The organism is Caballeronia zhejiangensis (genome assembly GCF_022879815.1).
GTDB lineage: Bacteria > Pseudomonadota > Gammaproteobacteria > Burkholderiales > Burkholderiaceae > Caballeronia > Caballeronia zhejiangensis.
The window spans coordinates 260,218-281,921 of record NZ_CP084284.1; the positions used below are offsets into that span (position 1 = coordinate 260,218).

21 protein-coding genes are annotated in these 21,704 nt (G+C 64.5%); 6 read left to right on the forward strand and 15 right to left on the reverse strand.

Features of this window, described 5'->3' with window-relative positions:
- Nucleotide 1: 1 nt before the first annotated feature.
- The 15 genes from LDZ23_RS15685 to LDZ23_RS15755 form a co-directional block, all read right to left on the reverse strand.
- Nucleotides 2–781: an enoyl-CoA hydratase/isomerase family protein gene (locus LDZ23_RS15685; protein WP_034471896.1), complete on the reverse strand. Its 780-nt coding sequence runs from the start codon at nucleotides 779–781 to the stop codon at nucleotides 2–4.
- Nucleotides 774–2,369 carry an acyl CoA:acetate/3-ketoacid CoA transferase gene (locus LDZ23_RS15690; RefSeq protein ID WP_008353945.1) on the reverse strand — a complete coding sequence of 532 codons (1,596 nt, stop codon included), beginning with the start codon at nucleotides 2,367–2,369 and terminating at the stop codon, nucleotides 774–776. The genes LDZ23_RS15685 and LDZ23_RS15690 overlap by 8 nt, the downstream gene beginning before the upstream one ends.
- Before the next feature lie 4 nt (nucleotides 2,370–2,373).
- Nucleotides 2,374–3,534 carry an acyl-CoA dehydrogenase family protein gene (locus LDZ23_RS15695; RefSeq protein WP_008353943.1) on the reverse strand — a complete coding sequence of 387 codons (1,161 nt, stop codon included), beginning with the start codon at nucleotides 3,532–3,534 and terminating at the stop codon, nucleotides 2,374–2,376.
- 20 nt (nucleotides 3,535–3,554) lie between these two features.
- The gene (locus LDZ23_RS15700; RefSeq protein WP_008353942.1) at nucleotides 3,555–5,078 is read right to left on the reverse strand and encodes an acyl CoA:acetate/3-ketoacid CoA transferase; all 1,524 of its coding nucleotides are present in this window, start codon (nucleotides 5,076–5,078) and stop codon (nucleotides 3,555–3,557) included.
- A gap of 1 nt (nucleotide 5,079) precedes the next feature.
- On the reverse strand, nucleotides 5,080–5,544 hold the full coding sequence (locus tag LDZ23_RS15705; RefSeq protein WP_008353941.1) for a MaoC family dehydratase: 465 nt from the start codon (nucleotides 5,542–5,544) through the stop codon (nucleotides 5,080–5,082).
- Between the two features lie 11 nt (nucleotides 5,545–5,555).
- Nucleotides 5,556–6,374, reverse strand: coding sequence for an aldo/keto reductase (locus tag LDZ23_RS15710; protein WP_008353940.1), 819 nt, complete (start codon nucleotides 6,372–6,374; stop codon nucleotides 5,556–5,558).
- 12 nt (nucleotides 6,375–6,386) lie between these two features.
- On the reverse strand, nucleotides 6,387–7,145 hold the full coding sequence (locus LDZ23_RS15715) for an enoyl-CoA hydratase/isomerase family protein (protein ID WP_008353939.1): 759 nt from the start codon (nucleotides 7,143–7,145) through the stop codon (nucleotides 6,387–6,389).
- Nucleotides 7,146–7,168: 23 nt separating this feature from the next.
- On the reverse strand, nucleotides 7,169–7,963 hold the full coding sequence (locus LDZ23_RS15720) for a 3-ketoacyl-ACP reductase (protein WP_008353938.1): 795 nt from the start codon (nucleotides 7,961–7,963) through the stop codon (nucleotides 7,169–7,171).
- Nucleotides 7,939–9,204, reverse strand: coding sequence for a TRAP transporter large permease (locus LDZ23_RS15725; protein WP_008353936.1), 1,266 nt, complete (start codon nucleotides 9,202–9,204; stop codon nucleotides 7,939–7,941). Before LDZ23_RS15725 ends, LDZ23_RS15720 begins: the two co-directional genes overlap by 25 nt.
- Complete coding sequence (locus tag LDZ23_RS15730) at nucleotides 9,201–9,758, reverse strand: TRAP transporter small permease (RefSeq protein ID WP_008353934.1); 558 nt, start codon at nucleotides 9,756–9,758, stop codon at nucleotides 9,201–9,203. Before LDZ23_RS15730 ends, LDZ23_RS15725 begins: the two co-directional genes overlap by 4 nt.
- Before the next feature lie 18 nt (nucleotides 9,759–9,776).
- The gene (locus tag LDZ23_RS15735) at nucleotides 9,777–10,763 is read right to left on the reverse strand and encodes a TRAP transporter substrate-binding protein (RefSeq protein ID WP_008353932.1); all 987 of its coding nucleotides are present in this window, start codon (nucleotides 10,761–10,763) and stop codon (nucleotides 9,777–9,779) included.
- A gap of 185 nt (nucleotides 10,764–10,948) precedes the next feature.
- Nucleotides 10,949–11,977: a LacI family DNA-binding transcriptional regulator gene (locus tag LDZ23_RS15740; RefSeq protein ID WP_008353929.1), complete on the reverse strand. Its 1,029-nt coding sequence runs from the start codon at nucleotides 11,975–11,977 to the stop codon at nucleotides 10,949–10,951.
- A 64-nt stretch (nucleotides 11,978–12,041) separates the two neighbouring features.
- Entirely contained in the window at nucleotides 12,042–12,857 is an 816-nt protein-coding gene (locus LDZ23_RS15745; protein WP_008353928.1) for a shikimate dehydrogenase family protein, read from the reverse strand.
- Nucleotides 12,854–13,900 (reverse strand): Gfo/Idh/MocA family protein, encoded by a 1,047-nt coding sequence (locus tag LDZ23_RS15750; RefSeq protein WP_008353927.1) that lies wholly within the window; start codon nucleotides 13,898–13,900, stop codon nucleotides 12,854–12,856. The genes LDZ23_RS15745 and LDZ23_RS15750 overlap by 4 nt, the downstream gene beginning before the upstream one ends.
- A 77-nt stretch (nucleotides 13,901–13,977) precedes the next feature.
- Nucleotides 13,978–14,571: a TetR/AcrR family transcriptional regulator gene (locus LDZ23_RS15755; protein ID WP_033536083.1), complete on the reverse strand. Its 594-nt coding sequence runs from the start codon at nucleotides 14,569–14,571 to the stop codon at nucleotides 13,978–13,980.
- A gap of 346 nt (nucleotides 14,572–14,917) precedes the next feature.
- Here LDZ23_RS15755 and LDZ23_RS15760 point away from each other — a divergent pair, with 346 nt between their 5' ends.
- The 6 genes from LDZ23_RS15760 to LDZ23_RS15785 all read left to right on the forward strand — a co-directional run bounded on the left by LDZ23_RS15760 (nucleotide 14,918) and on the right by LDZ23_RS15785 (nucleotide 21,297).
- Nucleotides 14,918–15,676 (forward strand): enoyl-CoA hydratase/isomerase family protein, encoded by a 759-nt coding sequence (locus tag LDZ23_RS15760; RefSeq protein ID WP_008353925.1) that lies wholly within the window; start codon nucleotides 14,918–14,920, stop codon nucleotides 15,674–15,676.
- A 61-nt stretch (nucleotides 15,677–15,737) separates the two neighbouring features.
- The gene (locus LDZ23_RS15765; RefSeq protein WP_008353924.1) at nucleotides 15,738–17,081 is read left to right on the forward strand and encodes an MFS transporter; all 1,344 of its coding nucleotides are present in this window, start codon (nucleotides 15,738–15,740) and stop codon (nucleotides 17,079–17,081) included.
- A 49-nt stretch (nucleotides 17,082–17,130) separates the two neighbouring features.
- The gene (locus tag LDZ23_RS15770) at nucleotides 17,131–18,735 is read left to right on the forward strand and encodes an acyl CoA:acetate/3-ketoacid CoA transferase (protein WP_008353923.1); all 1,605 of its coding nucleotides are present in this window, start codon (nucleotides 17,131–17,133) and stop codon (nucleotides 18,733–18,735) included.
- Nucleotides 18,736–18,743: 8 nt separating this feature from the next.
- Nucleotides 18,744–19,595 carry a shikimate dehydrogenase family protein gene (locus LDZ23_RS15775; RefSeq protein ID WP_144403650.1) on the forward strand — a complete coding sequence of 284 codons (852 nt, stop codon included), beginning with the start codon at nucleotides 18,744–18,746 and terminating at the stop codon, nucleotides 19,593–19,595.
- A 5-nt stretch (nucleotides 19,596–19,600) separates the two neighbouring features.
- Nucleotides 19,601–20,758, forward strand: coding sequence for a dihydrodipicolinate synthase family protein (locus tag LDZ23_RS15780; RefSeq protein ID WP_008353921.1), 1,158 nt, complete (start codon nucleotides 19,601–19,603; stop codon nucleotides 20,756–20,758).
- A gap of 44 nt (nucleotides 20,759–20,802) precedes the next feature.
- The gene (locus LDZ23_RS15785; RefSeq protein WP_235366203.1) at nucleotides 20,803–21,297 is read left to right on the forward strand and encodes a MaoC/PaaZ C-terminal domain-containing protein; all 495 of its coding nucleotides are present in this window, start codon (nucleotides 20,803–20,805) and stop codon (nucleotides 21,295–21,297) included.
- Nucleotides 21,298–21,704 lie beyond the last annotated feature (407 nt).

Sequence of the window (21,704 nt, forward strand, 5' to 3'; positions counted from 1 at the left end):
ATCAACGTCCGACGTAAATCGGCGGCCGCTTCTCGCTAAAACTGCGGATGCCCTCCGCGGCATCCTCGGTGCTCGCGGCGAGCGCGCCCGCCATCGCTTCGAGAGTCGAGCCGGTTTCCTCGCCGCTGGCGGCGTTGAGCAACTGTTTGGTCAGTTGCAGCGCCACCGGCGCGCGCGCCGCCATGTCCAGCGCCAGTCGATGCGCACGTTCCAGCACGCGGTCCTGCGGCACGACCTCGTGCACAAGGCCGCACGCCCGCGCGTCCGCGGCCGTCACGCGCGCGCCGCTCAAGGCGAGGTATTTTGCGTGGCTCGCGCCGGTCAGACGCACGAGCCGCTGCGTGCCCGACCAGCCGGGGCAAGTGGCAATCGATGCCTCCGGCAGCGCGAAACGGGCCTCTTCGGCCGCGATACGCACGTCGGCCGTGATCGCCAGTTCCAGCCCGCCGCCGAAGGCATGACCGTTGATCGCCGCGATCACGGGCTGACGCAGCCGCGCCCATTGGTCGAAGACCTGATGACCTCGCCGTACCCAGTGGCGCCACATGTCCAGCGGCCTGAGCGCGGCCCATTCGTTGATGTCCGCGCCGACGCAGAACGCCTTCACGCCGCCGCCCGCGAGGATGACGACGCGCGTCTCATCGTCGGCTTCGATCGCGCGGGCCGCATCTTCGAGTTGATCCAGCATGGCGGGCGTCAGCGCATTGAGCTTGTCCGGCCGGTTCAGCGTGACGATGGCGACAGCCGCATCGCGAACGATGGAAACGAAGCGATCAGTCATGGCGTCCTTCGCGAGGTTTGAGCCGGAGTCCGAAGGGCGCATCGGTGAAAAGCGCTGCATCCATCTGACGCAGATCCGAGGCGACCTTTAGCGCAACCTCGGCCTGATCCAGAATGTCGCGCTGCAAATCCACGCCGGGAGCGATCTCGCGCACGGTCAGCCCGTCATCGAGAAGATCGATGACGCAGCGTTCGGTCACGTAGGTCACGCGCTGCCCGCGCTCGCGCCCCACGCGGCCGCAGAACGTGATCTGCTCGGCCGTCCGGACGAACTTGCGCGTGCGGCCTTCCTTGACGATCGCGAGCCTGCCGCCGCCGACTTCCAGCTGCGCGCCCGCGGTGAAAAAGCCCGAGAACACGATGCGGCGCGCATGAGCGGTGATATCGACGAAGCCGCCGCATCCCGCCGTCAGATACGGTTTCGACGCGAGCCGGGAGACATTCACGCTGCCATCGGCGTCGACTTGCAGAAAGGACAGCAGTGCGATGTCGAAGCCGCCGCCCTGAAAATACGTGAACTGATTCGGCGACGCGACGATCGCGTCCGCGTTCGATGCGCAACCGAACGCAAACCCGAGCAAAGGCATGCCGCCGACCGCGCCCTGTTCGATCGCCCACGTCACTTCGCCGTGCAAGCCTTCCTCGAGCAGGATGCGCGGCACATTGGCCGAAATGCCGAAGCCCAGATTGGCCGCGTACCCATGCGCGAGCTCCATCGCGGCGCGGCGGGCGATGACCTTCTCCGGTCCCCACGGCGTCGGCTCGAACGAATCCATCGGAAGCGTGACTTCGCCGCTGATCGCGGGATCGTAGGGCGTCTGCGTGGTCTGCCACTGGTCCGGATCGACCACGACGTAATCGACCAGATTGCAGGGCACCCGCACGTCGTGCGGCCGCAGCGTGCCGGATTTCACCACGCGCTTGACCTGCGCGATCACGATGCCGCCGTTGTTGCGCGCGGCCAGCGCCTGATCGATGCCGCCCAGCAGCGCGCCTTCGTGTTCGTAGCCGAGATTGCCCGCTTCGTCGGCCGTGGTCGCGCGGATGATCGCCACGCGCGGCGCGATCGCCGGGAAGTAGAGCCAGTCATCGCCATCGAAGGACACCTTGCGCACGACCGGACGCGCGGCGGCGGCGGCGTTCATCGCGCAGCCCTGTAAATCGGGATCGACGAACGTGCCCATTCCGACCTTGGTCAGCACGCCGGGACGCTTCGCGGCGGCGTCGCGGTGCATGTCGAACAGGATGCCGCTCGGAACGTTGTAGGCCTCGATTTCGTTGTCGGCGATCATGCGCCAGATGTTCGGCATCGGCAGCGACGACGGGCCGCTCGGATACGAGCCCGCGAGCGTGCGCGCGAGCAGCCCGGGCCGGGCGAGATGATCGATGCCCTTGACGCCGTACATGTCGCCCGCGGCGATCGGGTTCAGCGTCGTGAGGTCGCGCGGCTGTCCCTCGCGCTCGAAGCGCTCGCCGATGGCCGCGAGAATCTTGTCGGGGCAGCCGAGCGCGCTGGACGAGCTGATGCTGACGACATCGCCGGTTCGCACGAGCCTGGCCGCCGCGTCCGCGGTAATGAGCTTTCTCATGTTTTTATCGATGAAGGTCGAACAGCGCTGCGCCGCGCTTCATCGCGTTGCGGGCGATGATGCCGCGATGAATCTCCGAGGTGCCGTCGAAGATGCGATAGACGCGCGCATCGCGGTAATAGCGTTCGATGGCCAGCTCCTTGCAGAAGCCCATGCCGCCGAAGACCTGCACCGCGCGATCGACGACGCGCCCAAGCGTCTCGGAAGCCTGCACCTTGACCATTGAAATCCAGTCGCGCGCGTCCTGTCCCGCGTCCATCATGCTCGCGGTGTTGAGCAGCATCAGCCGCGCCGCGTTGATCTCCATCACGCTGTCCGCGATGAGTTGCTGGATCATTTGAAAATCGCCGATGCGCGTGCCGAACTGCCGCCGTTCGCCGGCGTACTCGATCATCATTTCGAGCACGTGCGTCGCCTTGCCGATGCCGCGCGCGCCGATCAACGCGAGGCGCACGCGGCCGAGCATGTTCATCGCGAGTTTGAAGCCTTCGCCCTGTCGTCCGATGAGGGCCATCGGCTCTAGCGGGACGTCGTCGAAGAAGAGTTCGTGGTGCGGCGTGCCGCGAAGACCCATCATCCGTTGATCGCGGCCGACAGTGAAACCCGGAAGATTCTTGTCGACCGCGAAGAGCGAGATTTCCTTCTCGCCGGTGCGGGCCGAGACGAGAAAGAAATCGCTCCATTGCGCATCGCTGATGAAGTGCTTGCTGCCGTTCAGCGCCCAGCCGAACGACGTCTTGCGCGCCGTGGTTTCGATGCCCTGGGCGTCCGAACCCGCGCCCGTTTCGGTGATCGCGAGGCCGCAGGTTCGCGCGCCGGCAATCGCCGGTTTCAGCCAGCGGTCGATCTGTTCGCCTTCGCAGGCGAGCAGCGCGTCGTAGACGTTGCCGAACGCGCGCCGCACGAGTATGTCGGAGCTGTGGCCGAACTGCTCCTCGCATAGCATCGAATCGACCGTGTTCAGTCCGCCGCCGCCGAGTTCGGCGGGCATGTTCACCGCATAAAGACCCAGCGCCCGCGCCCGCGCCTGCAAGTCGCGGGCGATCTCGGGCGCGAGCGCGCCTTCCTCTTCCACTTGCTGTTCGAGCGGCTGCAACTCGGACCGGACGAAGCGGCGCGCGGTCTCGATCATCATTTTCTGCGTGTCGCTCAGCGTGAAGTCCATCGATCTCTCCGATTCGAGTTTTAGTCAGCACTGGTCGCGGCGACACGCAGCGACGGATGCAACGAGACTTCGAAGGGCATACGTTCGAGCACGTCGCGAACGAGGTCGACGCCCGGCGCGATTTCGATCAGCCGCAAGCCTTCGGGCGCGAGTTCGAAGACGGCACGCTCGGTGACGTAAAGCACTTGTTGGCCGTCCGCGCGGGCGCGCTTGCCGCTGAACGTGATGTGACGCACTTGCTCGACCAGCTTCGGGACCGCGCCGTGACGCCGGATGCGCACTTGCCCGTCTTCCAGCTCGACTTCAAGCCCCTTCGCCTCGAACGTGCCGCAAAAGACGACCTTGCGCGTGCGCTGCGTGATGTCGACGAAGCCGCCCGGCCCGACGATGTTCTCCCCCAGCCACGAGACGTTGACGTTGCCTTGCGCGTCCAGCTCGCCCATGCCGAGGAACGCGATATCGATGCCGCCGCCGCTGAACAGGTCGAACTGATCGGTGGACTTGAGGATCGCGCTCGCATGGCGCGTGGCGCCGAACAGATCGCCGCCCAGCAGTTCGCCGTTGTGCGATCCCTGCTCGATCACGGTCCAGCTGATGTCCACGCCTTCCGCATGCGCCACCGCGGGAATGCCATCGGGCAAACCGTAACCGAAGTTGACGCACGCGCCGGGTTTCAGCTCCTTCGCGGCGCGTTTCGCGATGATGTAGCGGATGCCCTCGGGCAGCGGCGGCGGCATGCGCGTGTCGGGCGCGGGCGCTTCGCCGCTGATGGCCGGATCGTAGTGCCCGCTGGTCGTCTGCTTCTGATCCGCGTACACGCAGATATCGTCGACGAGAACGCCCGGCACGGTGACCGCGCGCGCCGGCGTGATCGGCGTGGCGCATACGTCGCGCACCTGCGCGAACACGCGGCCGCCGCGGTTGTGCGCGGCGAGCGCGGCGGCGAAAGCGTCGATATCGGCCGGCTCTTCGCGCGATGTCAGATTGCCCTGCATGTCCGCCGTGGTGCCGCGCACGATCGCGAAGTCGATTTCGAAGGGCTTGTACCAGAGCAGTTCCTTGCCGCCCAGCGTGACGACTTCGACGAGATCGTCCCGCGCGCGCAGGTTGACGCGCCCGCCGCCGTGGCGCGGATCGGCGAAGGTATCGAGGCCGATGTGCGTGACGAGTCCGTGGCGGCCCGCGCCGGCTTCGCGGATCAGCGTCTGGATCACGCCGGCGGGCAGGGTGTAGGCCTCAATGCGTTCCTCGCGCGCGAGCTTCTGCATCGGCTTGGACCAGGTCCAGTGGCCGCCGATCACGCGCTTCACCATGCCTTCGTGCGCGAAGCGGCTGATGCCGCTCTTGACGCCGTCGCCGATGCCGAGGCCGTGGATCAGCGTGAGATCGCGCGGATGGCCCGTCGCGAGAAAGCGGCGCTCGATGGCTTCCGTGATGTGATCGGGTTCGACGAGTCCGCCGCCCGAGCCGCTCAATACGACGACCGCGCCGTCGAAGATCGCCGCCGCCATGAAATCCGCATCGGTCAGGTGTGCACGCTTCATTTCATCGGTTCTCGTTGTCCGTCCGTGCGCCCGCGCGGACCATCAGCACGTTGATTCCGTCCTGGATCAGCACGCCGTCCTGGTTGTGTACTTCGACCTGCAAACGCACGATGCCGCGATCAGAGCGGCGCGTCGGACGCTTGTCCAGCACGCGGATGCGCCCCTGGACGCGGTCGCCGATCAGCACCGGCTTGTGAAAGCGATACGTCCACTCGAGCGTCGCGACGGCGGCAAAGCGCGTCGCCGCGCGGTTCTTGAGGCCGTCGAGCATGGCGAGGCACAGCAGACCGTGCGCGACGCGGCCGGGAAAGCCGACATCGCGGGCGAATTCGTCGTCCATGTGGACATCGAAGAAATCGCCCGAGATGCCCGCGAACTGCACGACATGGCTTTCGGTGACGACGATGCCCGACGTCGTGAAGCCGAGGCCGCGTTCGATCTCGTCGAAGAGCAGGGGATGGCTCATGCGGTTCCTTATCAGTCGAACTCGGGCGCATACGGCACCCGTTCGCGATTGACGATGCGGTAATTGGTGTCGTTCAGCGCGTCGATTCGATGCATGTCGATGCTCGACAGCGTGAAGTCCATCACGTCGAAGTTGGCCTCGATGTTCCTGCGCTGCGTCGACATCGTGTTGATCGGGACGCCTTTCTGGAGAATCCAGCGCAGCGCCACCTGCGCACCCGACTTGCCGTAGCGCGCACCGATTTCCTCGAAAAGCGGATAGTTGAAGATTTCGCCGCGCGCGACCGAGCAGTACGACGAAAGCGGAATGCCGGTCTCGATGGCGGTATCCATCAGCACACGCTGGTTCAAGAGCGGATGGAACTCGACCTGATTGGTGACGAGCGGCAGCGCGGTCGCGGCTTTCGCGGCGCGCATCATCGCGGCGTTGAAGTTGCTGACGCCGATATGACGCGTCAGGCCCGCGCGCGCCGCTTCTTCGAGGCGCCGCACGGAAGGCGCGACGTTGCCGTCCGCGGGCGGCCAGTGCAGCAGCAGGACGTCGGCCTGCTCGATCTTCAGCTTCTCGAGGCTTTCGCGCAGCGACGGCATGAAACGTTCGTCGGAATCGTTGGCGGGCGCGATCTTGGTCGTGATGCACAACTCGTCGCGCGGGATGCCGATCGCCCGCAGCGACGAGCCGACGCCGAGTTCGTTGTCGTAGAGCTGCGCGGTATCGATCGCGCGATAGCCGGTTTCGATCGCGTCCGTCAGCGCGTCGCGCAGTTGCTGTCCGTTGAGCGGCCAGGTGCCGAAAGATCGTTGATGCGTGCGTTGGAAAAGTATGTTCATGGTGTCGTGACATCAGAAGACGGCGGCCGTCTTCGCGAAAAAGGCGCGGATGCCGAGCTCCGCGTCGGGACTGGAGCGGACCGCGAGCGCGGCCGATGTATAGGCTGCGTGCGGATCGTCGTGGTCATCGACGATCAGCGCCTTGGCGAGCGCGGCGGCGCGCGGCGATACGCGGCACAGGCGCGCGGTCCATTCCTGCAACTGCGCTTCGACTTCCTGCGGCGCGCAGAACGCATTGACGATGCCCCACTGCAGCGCGGTCGATGCATCGATCTCCTGCGACAGCAGCACCGCTTCGAGCGCGCGCCCGCGGCCCGCGATGCGCTGCAAGCGGTCGCCGCCCTCCCAGCCGGGAATGGCGCCGATGGAAACTTCCGGAAAGCGCAGGCGCGCGCCGGTGCCAGCGAGCCGCAGATCGCAGCACAGCGCGAGTTCCAGGCCGCCGCCGAAGCACAGTCCTTCGATGACGGCCACGGTCGGGCAGCGCAGCCGTTCGAAGCGCCGGAACACCGCGTTGCCTTCGCCGACCCATTGCGTCGCGAATGTCTCCGGACTCAGCGCCGACCATTCGCGGATGTCGGCGCCGGACGAAAACACGCCGCCCGGCGTGCCGCGCAGCACGACGGCGCGAATGCCGTCGTCCCGGTTGATTTGCGCGATCTGCTCGTCGAGCGCGGCCAGCATCGCGAAGTCGAGCGCGTTGGCCTTGCCCGGATTGCTGAGTTCCAGCACGAGCACGGCATCTTCGCGACGCGAGAGAATGTGTCCCATCGATGGTTCCTCGGTCGTCGTGGTCACAGGCGCGGAACGGAGAGCGCGCCGTCGACGTTGAGCACGCTGCCCGTCGCGAACGCCATCTGTCCGCAGACGAGCGCCGCGACGGCCGACGCGACGTCCTGCGGCGCGCCCCAGCGCTTCATCGGGACGATGCCGCCGGCGATGCGTTCGTCGTAGCGCGCGGCGACGCCTTCCGTCATCGGCGTGCGGATGATGCCGGGGCGCACTTCGAATACGCCGATTGCGAGCGGCGCGAGGCGCAGCGCGAACAGCTTGGTGAGCATGCCCAGCCCGGCCTTCGACATGCAGTATTCGCCGCGCTCCGTCGACGCGAGTTCGGCGCTGACCGACGACACCGAGACGATGCTGCGCGAATCTTCGCTGCCGATCGCGGCCATGTGGCGCGCCACGGCCTGCGTGAGAAAGAACGTGCCGCGCATGTTGATATCGACGACGCGGTCATAGGACTGCTCGTCTACCTCCAGCAGATCGCCGCGCTGCCCGGCCGAGACGCCCGCGTTGTTGACGAGACAGGTGATCGGCCCGCAGTCCGAAACGATGCGCTCGACGAGCGCGCGATGGGCGGCGCTATCGGCGAGATCGTGCCGGTAAAAGCGTGCGCGCGCGCCGTGCGCTTCGACGGCGGCCATCGTTTCGTTCGCGTTGTCGTCATCGATGTCGATCAGCGCGAGATCGAACCCGCGCGTCGCCAGCTCGATCGCGATGCTCGCGCCGATGCCGCGGCGCGCGCCGGTGACGAGCGCGAGCGGCGGGGCGCGGCGCGGCGTCAGTACAGGAGATGAGGTAGCCATTCGGAGAACGCCGGCACGAAAGCCAGCAGCAGGATGGTCACGAACATGATGGCCATGAATGGCAGCATGGGCCGCACAAGATTCACCATTCGGATGTTGGCGACGCCGGTGACGATGAAGCAGGCCGTGCCGATCGGCGGCGTCACGAGCGAGATGCCGACGATGGCGATGGCGAGAATCGCGAAATGGATGTCGCTGAAGCCGGCGTCCTGCGCGATCGGCAGGAATAGCGGAATCAGCAGGATGAGCGCGGGAATGCCGTCGAGCAACGCGCCCAGCAGCCAGAACACGACCACGATGAACACCGTGAAGACGAACTTGTTGCCGGTCAGTTGCGTAGCGAATTCGGCGACCTGCTCGCCGACCGAGTTGTACGCCAGCATGTATCCGAGAATCTGCGCGACGCCGACGAGCGACAGCACGATTGCGCTGGTGCGGCCCGCCTTGATCAGAATGCCGAGCCATGCGCGGTTCGGAATGGATCGCTGCACGAGCGTGATGATCGTCACGTAGGCCACCGCCGCCGCAGCGGACTCGGTCGCCGTGAAGAAGCCCATGAAGATCCCGCCCAGGATGATGATCGGCGCACCGAGCGCGGGGATCGCGAGCATGAACGCGCGGCCGAGCTCGCGCACGCTGAAGTGGACCGGCGCGACCGGCGGCTCGGAGCGCGCGCGATACATGATGATGAGCATCTTCGTGATGCCGACCAGCAGGGCAGGCAGCGTCGCCGCGAGAAAGAGCTTCGTGACCGACATGTTCGCGACCGTCGCCAGCACGATGATCGTGATCGACGGCGGAATCAGAATGCCCGTGCCGGCCGCCGCCGCGATAATCGCGGACGACCATTCCTTGCGATAGCCGGCTTTTTCCATCGACGGCAGCATCGCCGAACTAATCGCGGCGGCATCCGCGTTGACGGAGCCGCTCAAGCCGGAGAAGACCATCGTCGAGGCGACGGCGGAAACGCCGAGCCCGCCGGGCACGCGGCCCACCAGCAGATTCATGAAGTTGACGAGGCGCCCGGCCGAGCCCGAGTGAAAGAGAATTTCTCCGGCGAGGATGAACAGCGGCACGGCGAGCAGCGTGAACGAATCGACGCCGTGATACATCGCCTGCGCGATGTTGGTCAGCGGCAGGCCTTGCATCAGGCCGTCGATGGTGCCGACCGCGCCCAGCGAAGCGATGATCGGCGCGCCGGCGACGACGAATAGCGCGAGCAGTCCGACGGTCAGAATCATTGCGTCCTCGTCTCGGTATGGCCGTGGCCGTGTTGCGCGCTTTCGAGGTTAGCGTGGGCGGCCAGGTCCCATGCGTGCGCCGCGAGATGCAGCAGACCCAGCGCGCTGCCGGCGGGAATCGCGGCGAACGATATCCATTGCGGGATGCCGCTCGGCGTCATCTGGTTGAGCCCGAGCTGCATGAACTGCCAGCCGCCCCAAGTGAGCGCCACGAGCAGGAAGCCCATCAACAGCATCTGCGCGAATGACGCCAGCGCGAGCCATCGGCCGCTCAGCTTGTCTTCGAAGAGTTCGAAAGCGACGTGCACCTTGTCGCGCACCCCGACCGCGATGCCGATGAAGGTCATCCAGATCATCAACGTGACGCTGACCTCGATGTTCCACGAGAGCGAGACGTGGAAGACGAAGCGGGACAGGATGCCCGCAAGAACGACGCAGAAGATCGCGAAAACCAGGACCGCTATCAGCAGGTCTTCGACGCTCGCGAGCACGCGCAACGCCGCAACCTTGTTGATGCTGTCCCGTGGCTCGCGCGAACGCGGATCGGGTTTCATGTCGGGAACCTCCGGCGGTTATCCGAGGGCGGGCAGGTAGGTGCCCAGTTCGGCGAAGTTGGCGCGGTACTTCGTATAGATCGGCTTGACCGCTGCCTGGAACGCGGGAAGATTCGCGTCGTTGAACGCCACGCCGGCCTTCTTCGCTTCGGCCAGATACTTCGCATCGGAAGCCAGCCACAGATCGCGTTCGTGCTGCTGAGCCTGCGCGGCGGCTTCCTTCACGGCGTCCTGTTTCTTGGGGTCGAGCGAGTCGAACCACTTCTTGCTGGCGAGCATCGGATCGATCGAGAAGAAGTGATTCGTGTACGAGTAGTGCTTCGCCACCTCGCTGTGATGCTGCTGAACGAAGAACGTCACCGAGTTCTCCGCACCATCGACGACGCCCTGCTGCAACGCGGAATAGATTTGCGTCGTGTCGAGCGGCGTCGCCTGTGCGCCGAGCTGGTTGAACGTCGCGATCATGATCTGATTGCCTTGCGTACGGATCTTCAGGCCCTTCAGATCGCCGGGTTCGTTGATCGGACGCGTGCGGTTGTAGACGCTGCGCAAGCCCGAGTCGAACCAGCCCAGCAGCACGAAGCCGAGATTGTCGAGGATGCCCGCATAGGCCTTGCCGAGCGCACCGTCCTGAGCCGCGAAGAGCGACTTCCGGTCGGGAAACGCGAAGGGCATCGCGAAGAGTCCGAGACGCTTGTCGTAGCCTTCTAGATCCGCCACGTTGGTCACCGTGACTTCGAGCGTGCCGTTGCGCAGTTGCTCGTTCATGCGCGTGTGGGAGCCGAGCACGCCGTCCGGAAATACGCGCGCGTCGAAGCCGGTCGTTTCCTTCAGACGCTTGGCCATCAGATTCTCGGTGATGACCTCGGGATTGTGGCGGTCGACGACATCGCCGATGCGGATCGTCGGGGTGTCGGCGCTCGCCAGGCGCGGCAGGCAACCCGCGGCCGCCGACGCAGCCGTGAGCATCAAAATCTTGCGGCGAGAAAGCAGATAGTCATGCATGTCTCGGACTCCTATGGGTCTGATGTCCATATTGCATTGCGACGAAAAAGGCGCGAAGAGACGCTGCCGATGCGACTGCGAAAATCTGTTAGATCGATCTACTACAGGGTAAAAGCTGCGCGGATACGGTGCAAGGAGATTTTTATAAGGGAAACCCGAACGGAGCACGTCCGGGTATGAAGCGCTTATTTGCGCGCGCCGCAGGTTCCGCGGATGACGAGAACCGGCTCCGAGACGATGCGCGTGGGCGTCCGCGAAGGCTCCGTCATGCGCTTGAGCAGCAGATCGGCGGCGGCGCGGCCGATGTCGTCCTGCAAGACCTGGACCGTGGTCAGCGGCGGCTCCCAGAGTTCGGCTTCCGGCACGTCGTCGAAGCCTACGACGCCGAAGTCTGCGCCAGGCTCGATGCCGTGGGCGCGCAGTCCGAGCATCACGCCGAACGCGACGATATCGTTGCCGCATACGACGGCCGTCGGCGGATTCTTCAGCGCAAGCAGTTCGGTGATGATGCGCTTTCCGTCGTGACGCGTGAGCGGCGACGGCACGAGCAGCCGTTCGTCGAGTTTGATCTTCGCGTCGCGCAGCGCGTCGCGATAGCCCTCGGCGCGGTCGCTGCCGGTCGACGCGCGCATCACGCCGCCGATCATCGCGATGCGTTTGTGCCCGAGCGAAATCAGATGCGAGGTCGCGAGCGCCATGCCGCGACGATTGTCCACGCCGACGTAATCGGCCTTGAGGCCCGGCACGTAACGCGAAGCGAAGACGCACGGAATGCCCCACGCGAGCACCTGACGCATCTGCGCGGCCGTCGTCGATTCGGTCGGACAGACGATGAGACCGTCGATATTGTGCTGCCGCACGGTATCGAGAAAGCGGCCTTGGCGTTCGAGCGATTCGTCGGTGTTGCCGAGCAGCGTGATGAACCCTTGCGTGCTCAGGCTCGCCTCGATGGAGCGGACGAGCATCGTGAAATACGGATTGGCGAGGTCGTTGACGACGACGCCGACGGTGTTCGTCTGATTGCTGCGCATGCCCGCCGCATGGCGGTTGTAGACGTAGCCTTTGCGCTTGAACGCTTCCAGCACGCGCTCGCGCGTGGCTTCGGAGATGCGCGGGCTGTTGCGCAGCACGAGCGAGACCGTGGCGCGGGACAGGCCGAGATCGTTTGCGATATCCAGCAGCGTGACGGGAGAACCTGGTTTGCCTCGGGTCATTGGAACGGTCGATGAGTCGTATGCCCGGAGTGTATCCGAATCGGCCGCGAGATCCGTCTTCCGGTCAGCCATGCGCGATGCCGAAGAACTCGGCGACGATCTCCGCCTGATTCTCCAGCAGATGACGCCCGAGATGGATGCGGTGGCCGCGTTCCTCGGCCTGACAGAGCAGTTGTGTGCGTTCAGGCTTCATGATGATGTCCGCCACCAGCACGCGGCGGTCGAGCCGGGCGATGTCGAACGGCAACGGATCTCCGGCCGCCATGCCGCACGGCGTCGCGTTGACGACCATATCGACATCCGCGGGACTGGCGCTTCCGGCCGAGACGTTCGCATCGGGATAAGCGTGCGCAAGCTCCGCGATCAGCGCGTCCTGCTTCGCGCGATCCACATCGATCAATTGCAGCGCTTTCACGCCCGCGCGGGACAGCGCATGCGCGAGCGCTTTTCCGGCTCCGCCCGCACCCGCCTGAAACACCGACATGCCGCGCGGCTCGTGGCCCTGTTTTCGCAGTCCGCGCGTGAAGCCTTCGCCGTCGTACATCTCGCCGACCCATTCGCCCGATTCGACGCGGCGCATGCAATTGATCGCGCCCACTTTCCGCGCAATCGGCAGGAGCCGGTCGACGAGGCCGGTCATCGATATCTTGTGCGGCACCGTGACGACGATGCCATCGAGATTGCCGATCGTCTTCAGTCCGGCGATGGCGGTCGCGAGCGACGCGGCGGGAATCTGCATCGGCACGAGCACCGCGTTCACGCCCATGCGCTGGAATATCTCGTTGAAGACGAGCGGCGAGCGCGCTTGCGCAATCGGATCGCCGACGATGGCGAAGAGGCGCGTGTCTCCGGAAACTGCGGCGTTCAGTGCGAAAGTCATGATGACGAGTCCGGGTTGACGATCATGAGTCGATGCTCATCCGACGAGGCGATCAGCGCGTCGATCAGCAGATGCGCATTCAAGGCGCTGCGCAATGACGCGACCGGCTCGATTCCGTGCGTGGCGGCGTCGATGAAATTGGCGATCACGGCCTGATGGGCGTGATGAGAGAAGGCCATCGGGTTCGCGCCTGAACCGAGCGAAGCGGTTTCGCCTTCGTCGAGCGTGGTGCCGTCCATGTACTGCACGACGAGCCTGCCGCCGCCGAGCGTCGCGCTGCCGTTGCTGCCGCTCAATTCGATGCGTTCGGGAAAGCCGGGAAAGATGGCCGTGCTGGCGTGCAGCGACGCGACGCAGCCGCTTCGGTATCGCATGACGCCCGCGACGGTGTCCTCGCATTCCATGCGGTGCGCGCGGCTCGTGATCGCGTAGGCGAACACTTCGTCGGGAAGGCCGACCAGCCACAAGAAAAGATCGAGCGTATGGATGGCCTGCGTCATCAGCACGCCGCCGCCGTCGCGCTCGCGCGTGCCGCGTCCGGGTTCGTCGTAATAGGACTGCGGACGCCACCACGGAACGGCGATGCTCGCGCTGTGGATGTCGCCGAGCGCGCCCGCGTCGAGCAATTGACGGAGCTTGCGCGCTGCGTCGCGCGTGCGATGTTGCAGCACCGCAGCCGCGACGATGCCGCGTTGCTCGCATAGCGCGACCAGCTCGCGCGCGCGAGACGTGGTGACGTCGATGGGCTTCTCGACCAGCAGATGTTTGCCCGCTGCCGCGATCATCGCGCCGAGTTCGAGATGCGTGTTCGGCGGCGTCAGCAGCAGCACGCCGTCGACGTTGTCATCGGCGAGCGCCGTGTCGAGATCGAGCGTGACGCGCGCATGCGGCAATTGTCGGGCGAAAGCGCTTGCGCGTTCCTGCGACCTCGCAACGACATACCGAACGGTCGCGCGGTCCTGCAAGGCCAGCAGACTCGCCAGATGCGGCGCGGATGCCATGCCCGCGCCGACGACTGCGAGCTTGAAACCGGTCTCGTTCATGTCTATTGTCTCCGTTGAAAGACAATAAGGTAGATCGATCTAATTGTCCAGCCGCCGATGACATCGACGGGAAAGATTCACTTGGTGTATTTCGCGAGCACCACGACGGAGAAAGAGTTCATGAACTGTTCGACGCGCTCGAAGCCGCCCGCGTCCTGTGCGAATACCGACAGGCTGTCGACGAGGTGCGTGAGCAGGAAGATCAGGTCTTCCTTCGGCGTGTCGCGCTTCAGCTCGCCGGTGCGGCTCGCATGCTCGACGGCGACTTCGACGGCCGCGTGGATCTCGGTCGTGAAGCCCGCGAGCGCCGCGCGCGCCTCGTCGGTCAGGACGTCGCTTTCCAGGCGCAGCCGGCCAATCAGACTCCACGGCCTGCGCGTCTTGCCGCCGGGATTGTATTTGCGGAACAGATTGCGGTTGTAGGCGACTTCCGCCTGCAGCTTCTCTCGCAGCGACAGCGTTTCGTCGAGCCAGATTTTCTTCTGTCCCGCGGTGGCGCCGGCCACGTATTCCTTCACCACTTCCTCGACGAGACTGTTCTTGTTGCCGAAGTGATAGTGGATGTTGGTGGTCGTGATGCCGAGCTCCTTGGCGATCACGCCAAACGTTGTCTTGTGATAGCCGTGCGCGATCAGGAGCTTCTTCGCCAGATCCTTGATGCTGTCGTACATCGGAGATTTTTTGGGCGCGGCGCTTGTTTTGTCGGTCTTGTCGTTCTGACTCAACGGTTCATCTCGGTGGGGATCGGACTGCCGGCTCGGCCTCGAACGAGGCGAAGCAACGGACGGGGATGCTGCGGAATTTGCGGTCGATTTTACACGACCCCCATTTGTCGATCTCTTCGCCGCCTTCTCCGCAAACGACTGCGCGCGTTCCATTTTTCGCCTCCCGAAAATCTCGTTGCGTAGTGCCCGGAAATGATGTTAATGTCCGCTCAACGTACTTACTAGTAAGTAAGTATAAGGGAATACTCGAATGGGACATCACTGCTTCGGCAGTGAAAAAAAAGGAGGCGCGATGCAGGAACACATGGTGGTGCGCAAACACGGCGCGGTCGCGGAGATCGTCATCAATCGACCGGAGAAGATGAACGCGATCACGCCCGAGATGACGCAGACGCTCGCCGGCATCCGGCAGGACATCGAGCGTGACGAAGCGATCCGCGCGGTGCTGCTGCGCGGCGAAGGCGAGCGCGCATTCAGCGCGGGAAGCGATCTCCATTCGCTCAAGACGTATCGCACGACGTGGGAGTTTCGCGCCCGCACCGATTACGCGATGGTCGTGCGCGAATTCACCAAGCCCGTCGTCGCGGCATTGAAAGGCTGGGTGCTGGGCGGCGGCCTGGAAATGATGCTTGGCGCCGATGTCCGCGTCGCGGGACAAAGCGCGAAGTTCGGCGCGCCTGAAGTGGTGCGCGGTTGGGTCGGCGGCGGCGGTGCGTCGCAAATGCTGCCGCGCCTCATCGGCTACGGGCAGGCCATGCGCCTTCTGCTGACCGGCGACACCATCGATGCGAACGAGGCGCTCCGCATCGGCCTTGTCGAGATGGTGGTCGAGGATGCGGCCGTCGTCGAAACCGCGATGGCGCTGTGCCGCAAGATGGCCGAGTTCAGCCCGATCGCGACGCAGTCGGTCAAGGCGGCCGTGCGCGCATCGCTTTCGATGAGCGTCGAACAGGGCATTCGCTACGAGAACGAGCTGACGTCGCTGTGCTTCGCCTCGGGCAACTACGAGGAGGGCGCCAACGCATTCGGCAATCGCGCAAGCCGGAACTGATTCGCGGACAAGTACGTCACGTCGAACATAACCAGACCAAAGAGAAGCAGGAGACAGCGCCATGCAAGTCGCACATGCGCAGAACGCAGACCGCAGGAACATCCGACGCGCCGTGTTCGCGTCGACGCTCGGCACCATCATCGAATGGTACGACTATGGGCTCTACGCAGCGGCATCGGGCCTCATCATCAACAAGCTGTTCTTTCCGCAGTTGTCGTCGCTTGCGGGCACGCTCGCGGCGTTCGCGACCTTCGCGGTCGGCTTCATCATCCGGCCGGTTGGCGGCATCGTCATTTCGCATATCGGCGACAAATACGGCCGCAAACCCGCGCTCGTGTTCTGCGTGACGATCATGGGCGCGGCGACCGTCGGCCTCGGCATATTGCCGACGTGGCAGCAGGCAGGCGTGATCGCGCCGATCCTGCTCGTGCTGCTGCGCATGATGCAGGGCTTCGGCGCCGGCGCGGAACTCGCCGGCGCAATCACGCTGATCGCCGAATACACGCCGCCGAGCCGGCGCGCGTTCTTTACGTCGATTCCGAACGCGGCCACCAACTTCGGCGTGATGATCGCGATCGCGACGTTCCTGATGATCTCGTACGTGCCGGAAGACATCCTGTTCACGTGGGCGTGGCGCGTGCCGTTCATCCTGTCGCTCGGGTTGTTCGGCGTCGCGATCTACATCCGCTCGAAGCTCGATGAAACGCCCGAATACGTCGCCGCGATGGAGAAGGCGAGCGCGAAGGCCAAGGCCGAGAAAGTGCCCGTCGCGGACCTGTTTCGCAACAGCCGTCGCGAGTTGCTGTGCGGCTTCTTCGCGATGGGCGGCCATCAGGCGCTCAGCTATGTGCTCAATACCTTTGCGCTGAGCTACATGACCAACACGGTCGGCATGGCGAAGGCTGACAGCCTCGTCGTACTGATCATCGCGCTGGGCTTCTCGCTTTTCTGCGCGCCCGTCGGCGGCATGCTCGCGGACAAATACGGCAGCGGCAACGTGTTCGCCGCCGGCGCGATGATCGCGCTCGCGCTCGTGTGGCCGCTCTTCCGCGCCATCGATTCGAAGGACATCGTGCTCGCCACGATCGCGATGAGCGCGGTCTATGGAATCAGCTGGGGCTGCACCTGCGGCGCACAGGGCGCGTTCCTGTCGAATCTGTTTCCGACGCAGTACCGCTTCTCCGGCATCGCGATGTGCCGCGAGTTTTCCGGCGCGCTGATAGGCGGGCCGACGCCGTTCATCGCGACCGCGCTCGTCGCATACGCGGGCGGCAAGCCGACTTACGTGATGGTGTTCCTCGCCGTCTTCTGCCTGCTCACGCTGATCGCGGCGCTGTTCGGCAAACGCCTCTCGCGTCATCGGGACGATCAGCCCGTGTTCCAGGAATCGCATTCGGCAATCTGACGCCGATGCGGGCATCGACGCAAACACAGACAATACCGGAGTAGATGACATGCAAATTTTGACCGCCGACCAGGCTGCATCCCTGCTGAAGGATGGCGATACCTTGATGATCGGCGGATCGGGAAGCGGGCACGCCGTGCCGGAAGCGCTGATCGAGGCGCTCGAGCGGCGCTTTCTCGCGCAGGGCGAGCCGCGCCGGATCACGTCGTTTCATCCGGTCGGCCTCGGCGATCGCGGCGAACGCGGCGCATCGCGGCTCGCGCATACGGGGCTGCTCAAGCGTGTCGTATGCGGCACGCTGGTCGATTCGCCGGCGCTCGCGCAGATGGCGCTGAACAAGGAAGTCGAAGCGTGGACACTGCCGCAGGGCGCGCTCTCGCAGCTCACGCGCGAGATGGCGGCGGGGCGGCCGGGGCTCGTCAGTCATGTCGGGCTGCATACCTTCGTCGATCCGCGCAATGGCGGTGGGCTTCAGGGCGCGCCGAGCGATGACGAACTCGTCAGCCTGATCGAGCTCGACGGCCGCGAGTGGCTGTTCTACAAGCCGTTCGAAGTCGATGTCGCTTTTCTGCGCGGCACGACGGCGGACGAAGACGGCAACATATCGATGGAGCATGAAGCCGTTTTCGCGGACATGCTCTCGATGGCGCAGGCGACGAAGCGCAACGGCGGTGTCGTGATCGTGCAGGTGAAGCGGCTTGCGAAGCGCGGCACCTTGCCCGCGAAGACGGTGAAGATTCCGGGCATGCTCGTCGACGCGGTCGTCGTTCAGGAGGATCAGCCGGTGACGTATCAGACGGCTTACGATCCGTCGTTTACCGGCGAAATGCGTATTCCGCTCGGCGGTTTTCCGCGCCTTCCGCTCGACGAACGCAAGATCATCGCGCGGCGTCTCGCGATGGAACTGAGCATGGGCGCGGTGTGCAACGTCGGCTCGGGCGTGTGCACGGGCATCGGGCTCGTCGCGGCGGAAGAGGACGTGCTGCATCACATCGTGCTGACGAACGAGCAAGGGCTGATCGGCGGCGCGCCCGCGGCGGGACTCGATGCCGGCGCCGCGCGCAACTACAGCGCGATCGTCGACATGCCGTATCAATTCGATTTCTACGATGGCGGCGGCATCGATATCGCGTTTCTCTCGGCGGTCGAGATCGACGCGCAGGGCAGCGTCAATATCAGCCGCTTCGCGAACAAGCTGATCGGCGTGGGCGGGTTCATCAACATCAGCCAGAACGCGCGCAAGATGGTCTTCGGCGGCACGTTCACGGCGGGCAACCTGCAAGTGTCCTGCGAAGGCGGCAAGCTGCAGATCCTGAAGGAAGGCGCGCATCGCAAGTTCGTGTCGAAGCTGCAGCAGGTGTCGTACAGCGGACCTTTCGCGCAGGAGCGCAAGCAGACGACACTCTTCGTCACCGAGCGCGCGGTGTTTTGCGCCATCGATGGCGCGCTCGAACTGATCGAGATCGCGCCGGGCATCGATCTCGAGCGCGACGTGCTCGCGCACATGGCGTTTCGCCCCGTCATCTCGCCCGATCTCAAGCTGATGGACGAGCGACTCTTCCGTCCCGAACCGATGGGCCTCGATGCCGTGATGGCGTCGCAAGGCTGGCCGTGTCATCCGCGGCTTGCTGAGTTAGCGGGGGGCGAGCGGTGAAGCGCGAGTTGCAAGCTCTTCGAATCGATGGATCGACGCGCCTCTTCGGCATCGTCGGCAGTCCGGTGACGCAGGTGAAGACACCGCAACTGATGAACGCGCTCTTCGACGCAAGCGGCATCAATGCGACATGCCTGCCGTTCGATGTGCCCGTGAACGTGTTCGAGCCGGCCGTAGCCGGACTTCAGGCGCTCGGCAATCTCGATGGCCTGGTCGTCACCGTGCCGCACAAGGTGCGCGCGATGGCGATGGTCGACGACATGTCGGACACGGCGCGGCGCGTCGGCGCGATCAACGTGATGCGGCAGCAGCCGGATGGCACCTGGTACGGCGATATGTTCGACGGCACAGGCCTCGTGCAGGGACTGACGCGACTCGGCTTCGAGGTTCGCGGCCAGCGCGTGAAGCAGCTCGGCGCGGGCGGTGCGGGCGCCGCGGTCGCGCACGCGCTGGCCGAGGCGGGCGCGGCGAGCATCGCGCTGAGCGATCCGCAGCGCGAGCTGTCCGAGCAGTTGTCGGCGCGACTGAACCGCTTCTATCCGGATTGCGAGGCTCGCGTCGATGTCGATCCGGCGAATGTCGCGGGCATGGATCTGCTCATCAACTGTTCGCCGGTCGGCATGAAGCCGGGCGATGGCATGCCGGCTTCCTTTGGCGCATTTTCCGAAGCGATGCAGGTCGTCGACATCATCATGACGCCCGCCGAAACGCCGCTGCTGAAACATGCGCGGCAGTGCGGCTGTCGCGCGACCAACGGACGGCCGATGATCGACGGGCAGCTCGCGGCGTTCGCGACGTTTTTCGGCATCGACATGCCCGCAGCGTTCCCTATCCTTTTCGACGCGCCTATCCGGACCTGACTACCATGCATATCGTTCTTCCGACCGCTTCCGGCGAGTTCGAAAACTACACGCTCAAAGGCGATCCGATCGGCGGCGCGCCGGCGGGATCGACATTCAACCGCATCGCCTATTCCGCCGCGCACGTCGTGGCCGATCCGCTTCGCAGCGGCGAACTGAATCAGCCCGCCGCACTCGACTGGGCGCGCACGATCGAATATCGGCGATATCTGATCGGCCAGGGGCTCGGCATCGCGGAGGCGATGGACACCGCGCAGCGCGGCATGGGCCTCACATGGGACACGGCGCTCGAGCTCATCGAGCGGACGATGCAGGAAACGCGCGACATGGCCGGTGCGCGGATCGCGTCGGGATGCGGCACGGATCATCTTCCCGCGCAGTCGGCCACGTCGTGCGGTGACGTCATCCGCGCCTATGCGACGCAGCTCGAAGCGATTCAGCGCACGGGCAGCCGGGTGATCCTGATGGCAAGCCGCGCGCTCACCCGCGTGGCGCGAAGTCGCGATGACTATCTGCGTGTGTATGGCGAAGTGCTCGCGATGTGCGACAAGCCCGTGATCCTTCACTGGCTCGGCGACATGTTCGATCCGGAGTTGAAGGGATACTGGGGCAGCGACAATCTCGACGAAGCAGCCGACGCGTGCCTGACGGTCATCACGGAGAACGCTGGCAAGATCGACGGCATCAAGATTTCCCTGCTCGACGATGCCCGCGAGATTGCCTTCCGGCGACGCCTGCCCGAAGGCGTCAGGATGTATACGGGCGACGATTTCAACTATCCGTCGCTCATCAAGGGCGATGCAGAAGGTTACTCGCACGCGTTGCTCGGCATCTTCGATGCGATCGCGCCGGCTGCATCGCAGGCGCTCGCGGCGCTCGCTGCAGGCGATCTCGCGCGATACGAGCGGGTTTTCGCGCCGACGGTGGCGCTCTCGCGCCACATCTTTCGCATGCCGACGCAGTACTACAAAACGGGCGTCGTCTTTCTCGCCTACCTGAACGGATTTCAGCCGCATTTCTTCATGCTCGGCGGTCACCACGGCGCACGTCCGCCGGTTTATCTCGCGGACGTGTTCCGTCTCGCCGATAAGGCCGGCCTGCTGCGCAATCCCGATCTCGCGGTTCAGCGAATGCGGCTCGTCATGCAGACGCTCGGACTTTGAACGCCGACTTTCTTGAAGGCACATTACAAGGACAGATGGAAGACATGACCCAATTACAGAACGAAGAAGCCGCCGTACAGCGCGGGCGTTTGCTCGCGCCGGGCATGTATGACCTGAACGACCTCGAGATAGGCGATCATTTCGTCACGTCCGGCATGACGTTGACGGAAGCGCATATTGTCAATTACGCGGGTGTATCGGGCGATATGTACGACATCCATCTCGACGATGTGGCCGCGCAGCAGGCGGGATTTTCCGGCCGGATCGCGCACGGACTGCTCGGCCTCGCGCTCACCGATGGTCTGAAGACGCGCTCACCGGTGCGCATGAGCGCGCTGGCGACGTTGGGATGGAACTGGTCGTTTCGGGCGCCGCTTCATATCGGCGATCGCATTCAGGTCGAAATCGAAGTCGTCGGTAAGCGGGTGACGAAGCGCATCGACCGAGGAATCGCGACGCTGAAGCTGCGCGTGCTGAATCAACTGGGGAACGTCGTGCAGGACGGGGAGACGCTGCTGTTGATGCAGAATCGGGCTTAGTTTTCTCAAATATTCGATACGCGCGACGATTGCCCATCAGCGGGCGTTAACGATCATCGTTTGACCGAAGCTCGGGCGGTCGAGCCCGATGCGCGCAACCAGTTGTGTCATGACCTCCCGCTCCGCACCGCCTCTGCGAGCACGAGCAACGTGCAGAATTGCAGTTTGGGTGCGCGTCACTGCGATCGCTGCGATCGCTGCTTTAACCTGGACATGCTAAAGGCTGGGTGCAGTTTCCATGTCGAGCGGCCCCACCTCCGATCAGTGCCGCAAGCGTCTTCGGACCATTCCTAAATGACAATGACGTCGCTCCGAGCGACGGAATATTAGGTCACAATCCCCTGCTAAATTATCCCGATTCGGAATGCCAAGCGATTGCGCGATGCAATCCTCGGGTCGTTAAAACG

What these genes read in the sequence shown, in the direction of transcription:
- LDZ23_RS15770 (WP_008353923.1), top strand. Translation starts at nt 17,131, where the DNA reads ATGCAAATTTTGACCGCCGACCAGGCTGCATCCCTGCTGAAGGATGGC.
- LDZ23_RS15780 (WP_008353921.1), top strand. Translation starts at nt 19,601, where the DNA reads ATGCATATCGTTCTTCCGACCGCTTCCGGCGAGTTCGAAAACTACACG.
- LDZ23_RS15705 (WP_008353941.1), bottom strand. Translation starts at nt 5,544, where the DNA reads ATGAGCCATCCCCTGCTCTTCGACGAGATCGAACGCGGCCTCGGCTTC.
- LDZ23_RS15785 (WP_235366203.1), top strand. Translation starts at nt 20,803, where the DNA reads ATGACCCAATTACAGAACGAAGAAGCCGCCGTACAGCGCGGGCGTTTG.
- LDZ23_RS15745 (WP_008353928.1), bottom strand. Translation starts at nt 12,857, where the DNA reads ATGACTTTCGCACTGAACGCCGCAGTTTCCGGAGACACGCGCCTCTTC.
- LDZ23_RS15690 (WP_008353945.1), bottom strand. Translation starts at nt 2,369, where the DNA reads ATGAGAAAGCTCATTACCGCGGACGCGGCGGCCAGGCTCGTGCGAACC.
- LDZ23_RS15710 (WP_008353940.1), bottom strand. Translation starts at nt 6,374, where the DNA reads ATGAACATACTTTTCCAACGCACGCATCAACGATCTTTCGGCACCTGG.
- LDZ23_RS15700 (WP_008353942.1), bottom strand. Translation starts at nt 5,078, where the DNA reads ATGAAGCGTGCACACCTGACCGATGCGGATTTCATGGCGGCGGCGATC.
- LDZ23_RS15755 (WP_033536083.1), bottom strand. Translation starts at nt 14,571, where the DNA reads ATGTACGACAGCATCAAGGATCTGGCGAAGAAGCTCCTGATCGCGCAC.
- LDZ23_RS15685 (WP_034471896.1), bottom strand. Translation starts at nt 781, where the DNA reads ATGACTGATCGCTTCGTTTCCATCGTTCGCGATGCGGCTGTCGCCATC.
- LDZ23_RS15715 (WP_008353939.1), bottom strand. Translation starts at nt 7,145, where the DNA reads ATGGGACACATTCTCTCGCGTCGCGAAGATGCCGTGCTCGTGCTGGAA.
- LDZ23_RS15720 (WP_008353938.1), bottom strand. Translation starts at nt 7,963, where the DNA reads ATGGCTACCTCATCTCCTGTACTGACGCCGCGCCGCGCCCCGCCGCTC.
- LDZ23_RS15760 (WP_008353925.1), top strand. Translation starts at nt 14,918, where the DNA reads ATGCAGGAACACATGGTGGTGCGCAAACACGGCGCGGTCGCGGAGATC.
- LDZ23_RS15735 (WP_008353932.1), bottom strand. Translation starts at nt 10,763, where the DNA reads ATGCATGACTATCTGCTTTCTCGCCGCAAGATTTTGATGCTCACGGCT.
- LDZ23_RS15740 (WP_008353929.1), bottom strand. Translation starts at nt 11,977, where the DNA reads ATGACCCGAGGCAAACCAGGTTCTCCCGTCACGCTGCTGGATATCGCA.
- LDZ23_RS15695 (WP_008353943.1), bottom strand. Translation starts at nt 3,534, where the DNA reads ATGGACTTCACGCTGAGCGACACGCAGAAAATGATGATCGAGACCGCG.
- LDZ23_RS15750 (WP_008353927.1), bottom strand. Translation starts at nt 13,900, where the DNA reads ATGAACGAGACCGGTTTCAAGCTCGCAGTCGTCGGCGCGGGCATGGCA.
- LDZ23_RS15730 (WP_008353934.1), bottom strand. Translation starts at nt 9,758, where the DNA reads ATGAAACCCGATCCGCGTTCGCGCGAGCCACGGGACAGCATCAACAAG.
- LDZ23_RS15765 (WP_008353924.1), top strand. Translation starts at nt 15,738, where the DNA reads ATGCAAGTCGCACATGCGCAGAACGCAGACCGCAGGAACATCCGACGC.
- LDZ23_RS15725 (WP_008353936.1), bottom strand. Translation starts at nt 9,204, where the DNA reads ATGATTCTGACCGTCGGACTGCTCGCGCTATTCGTCGTCGCCGGCGCG.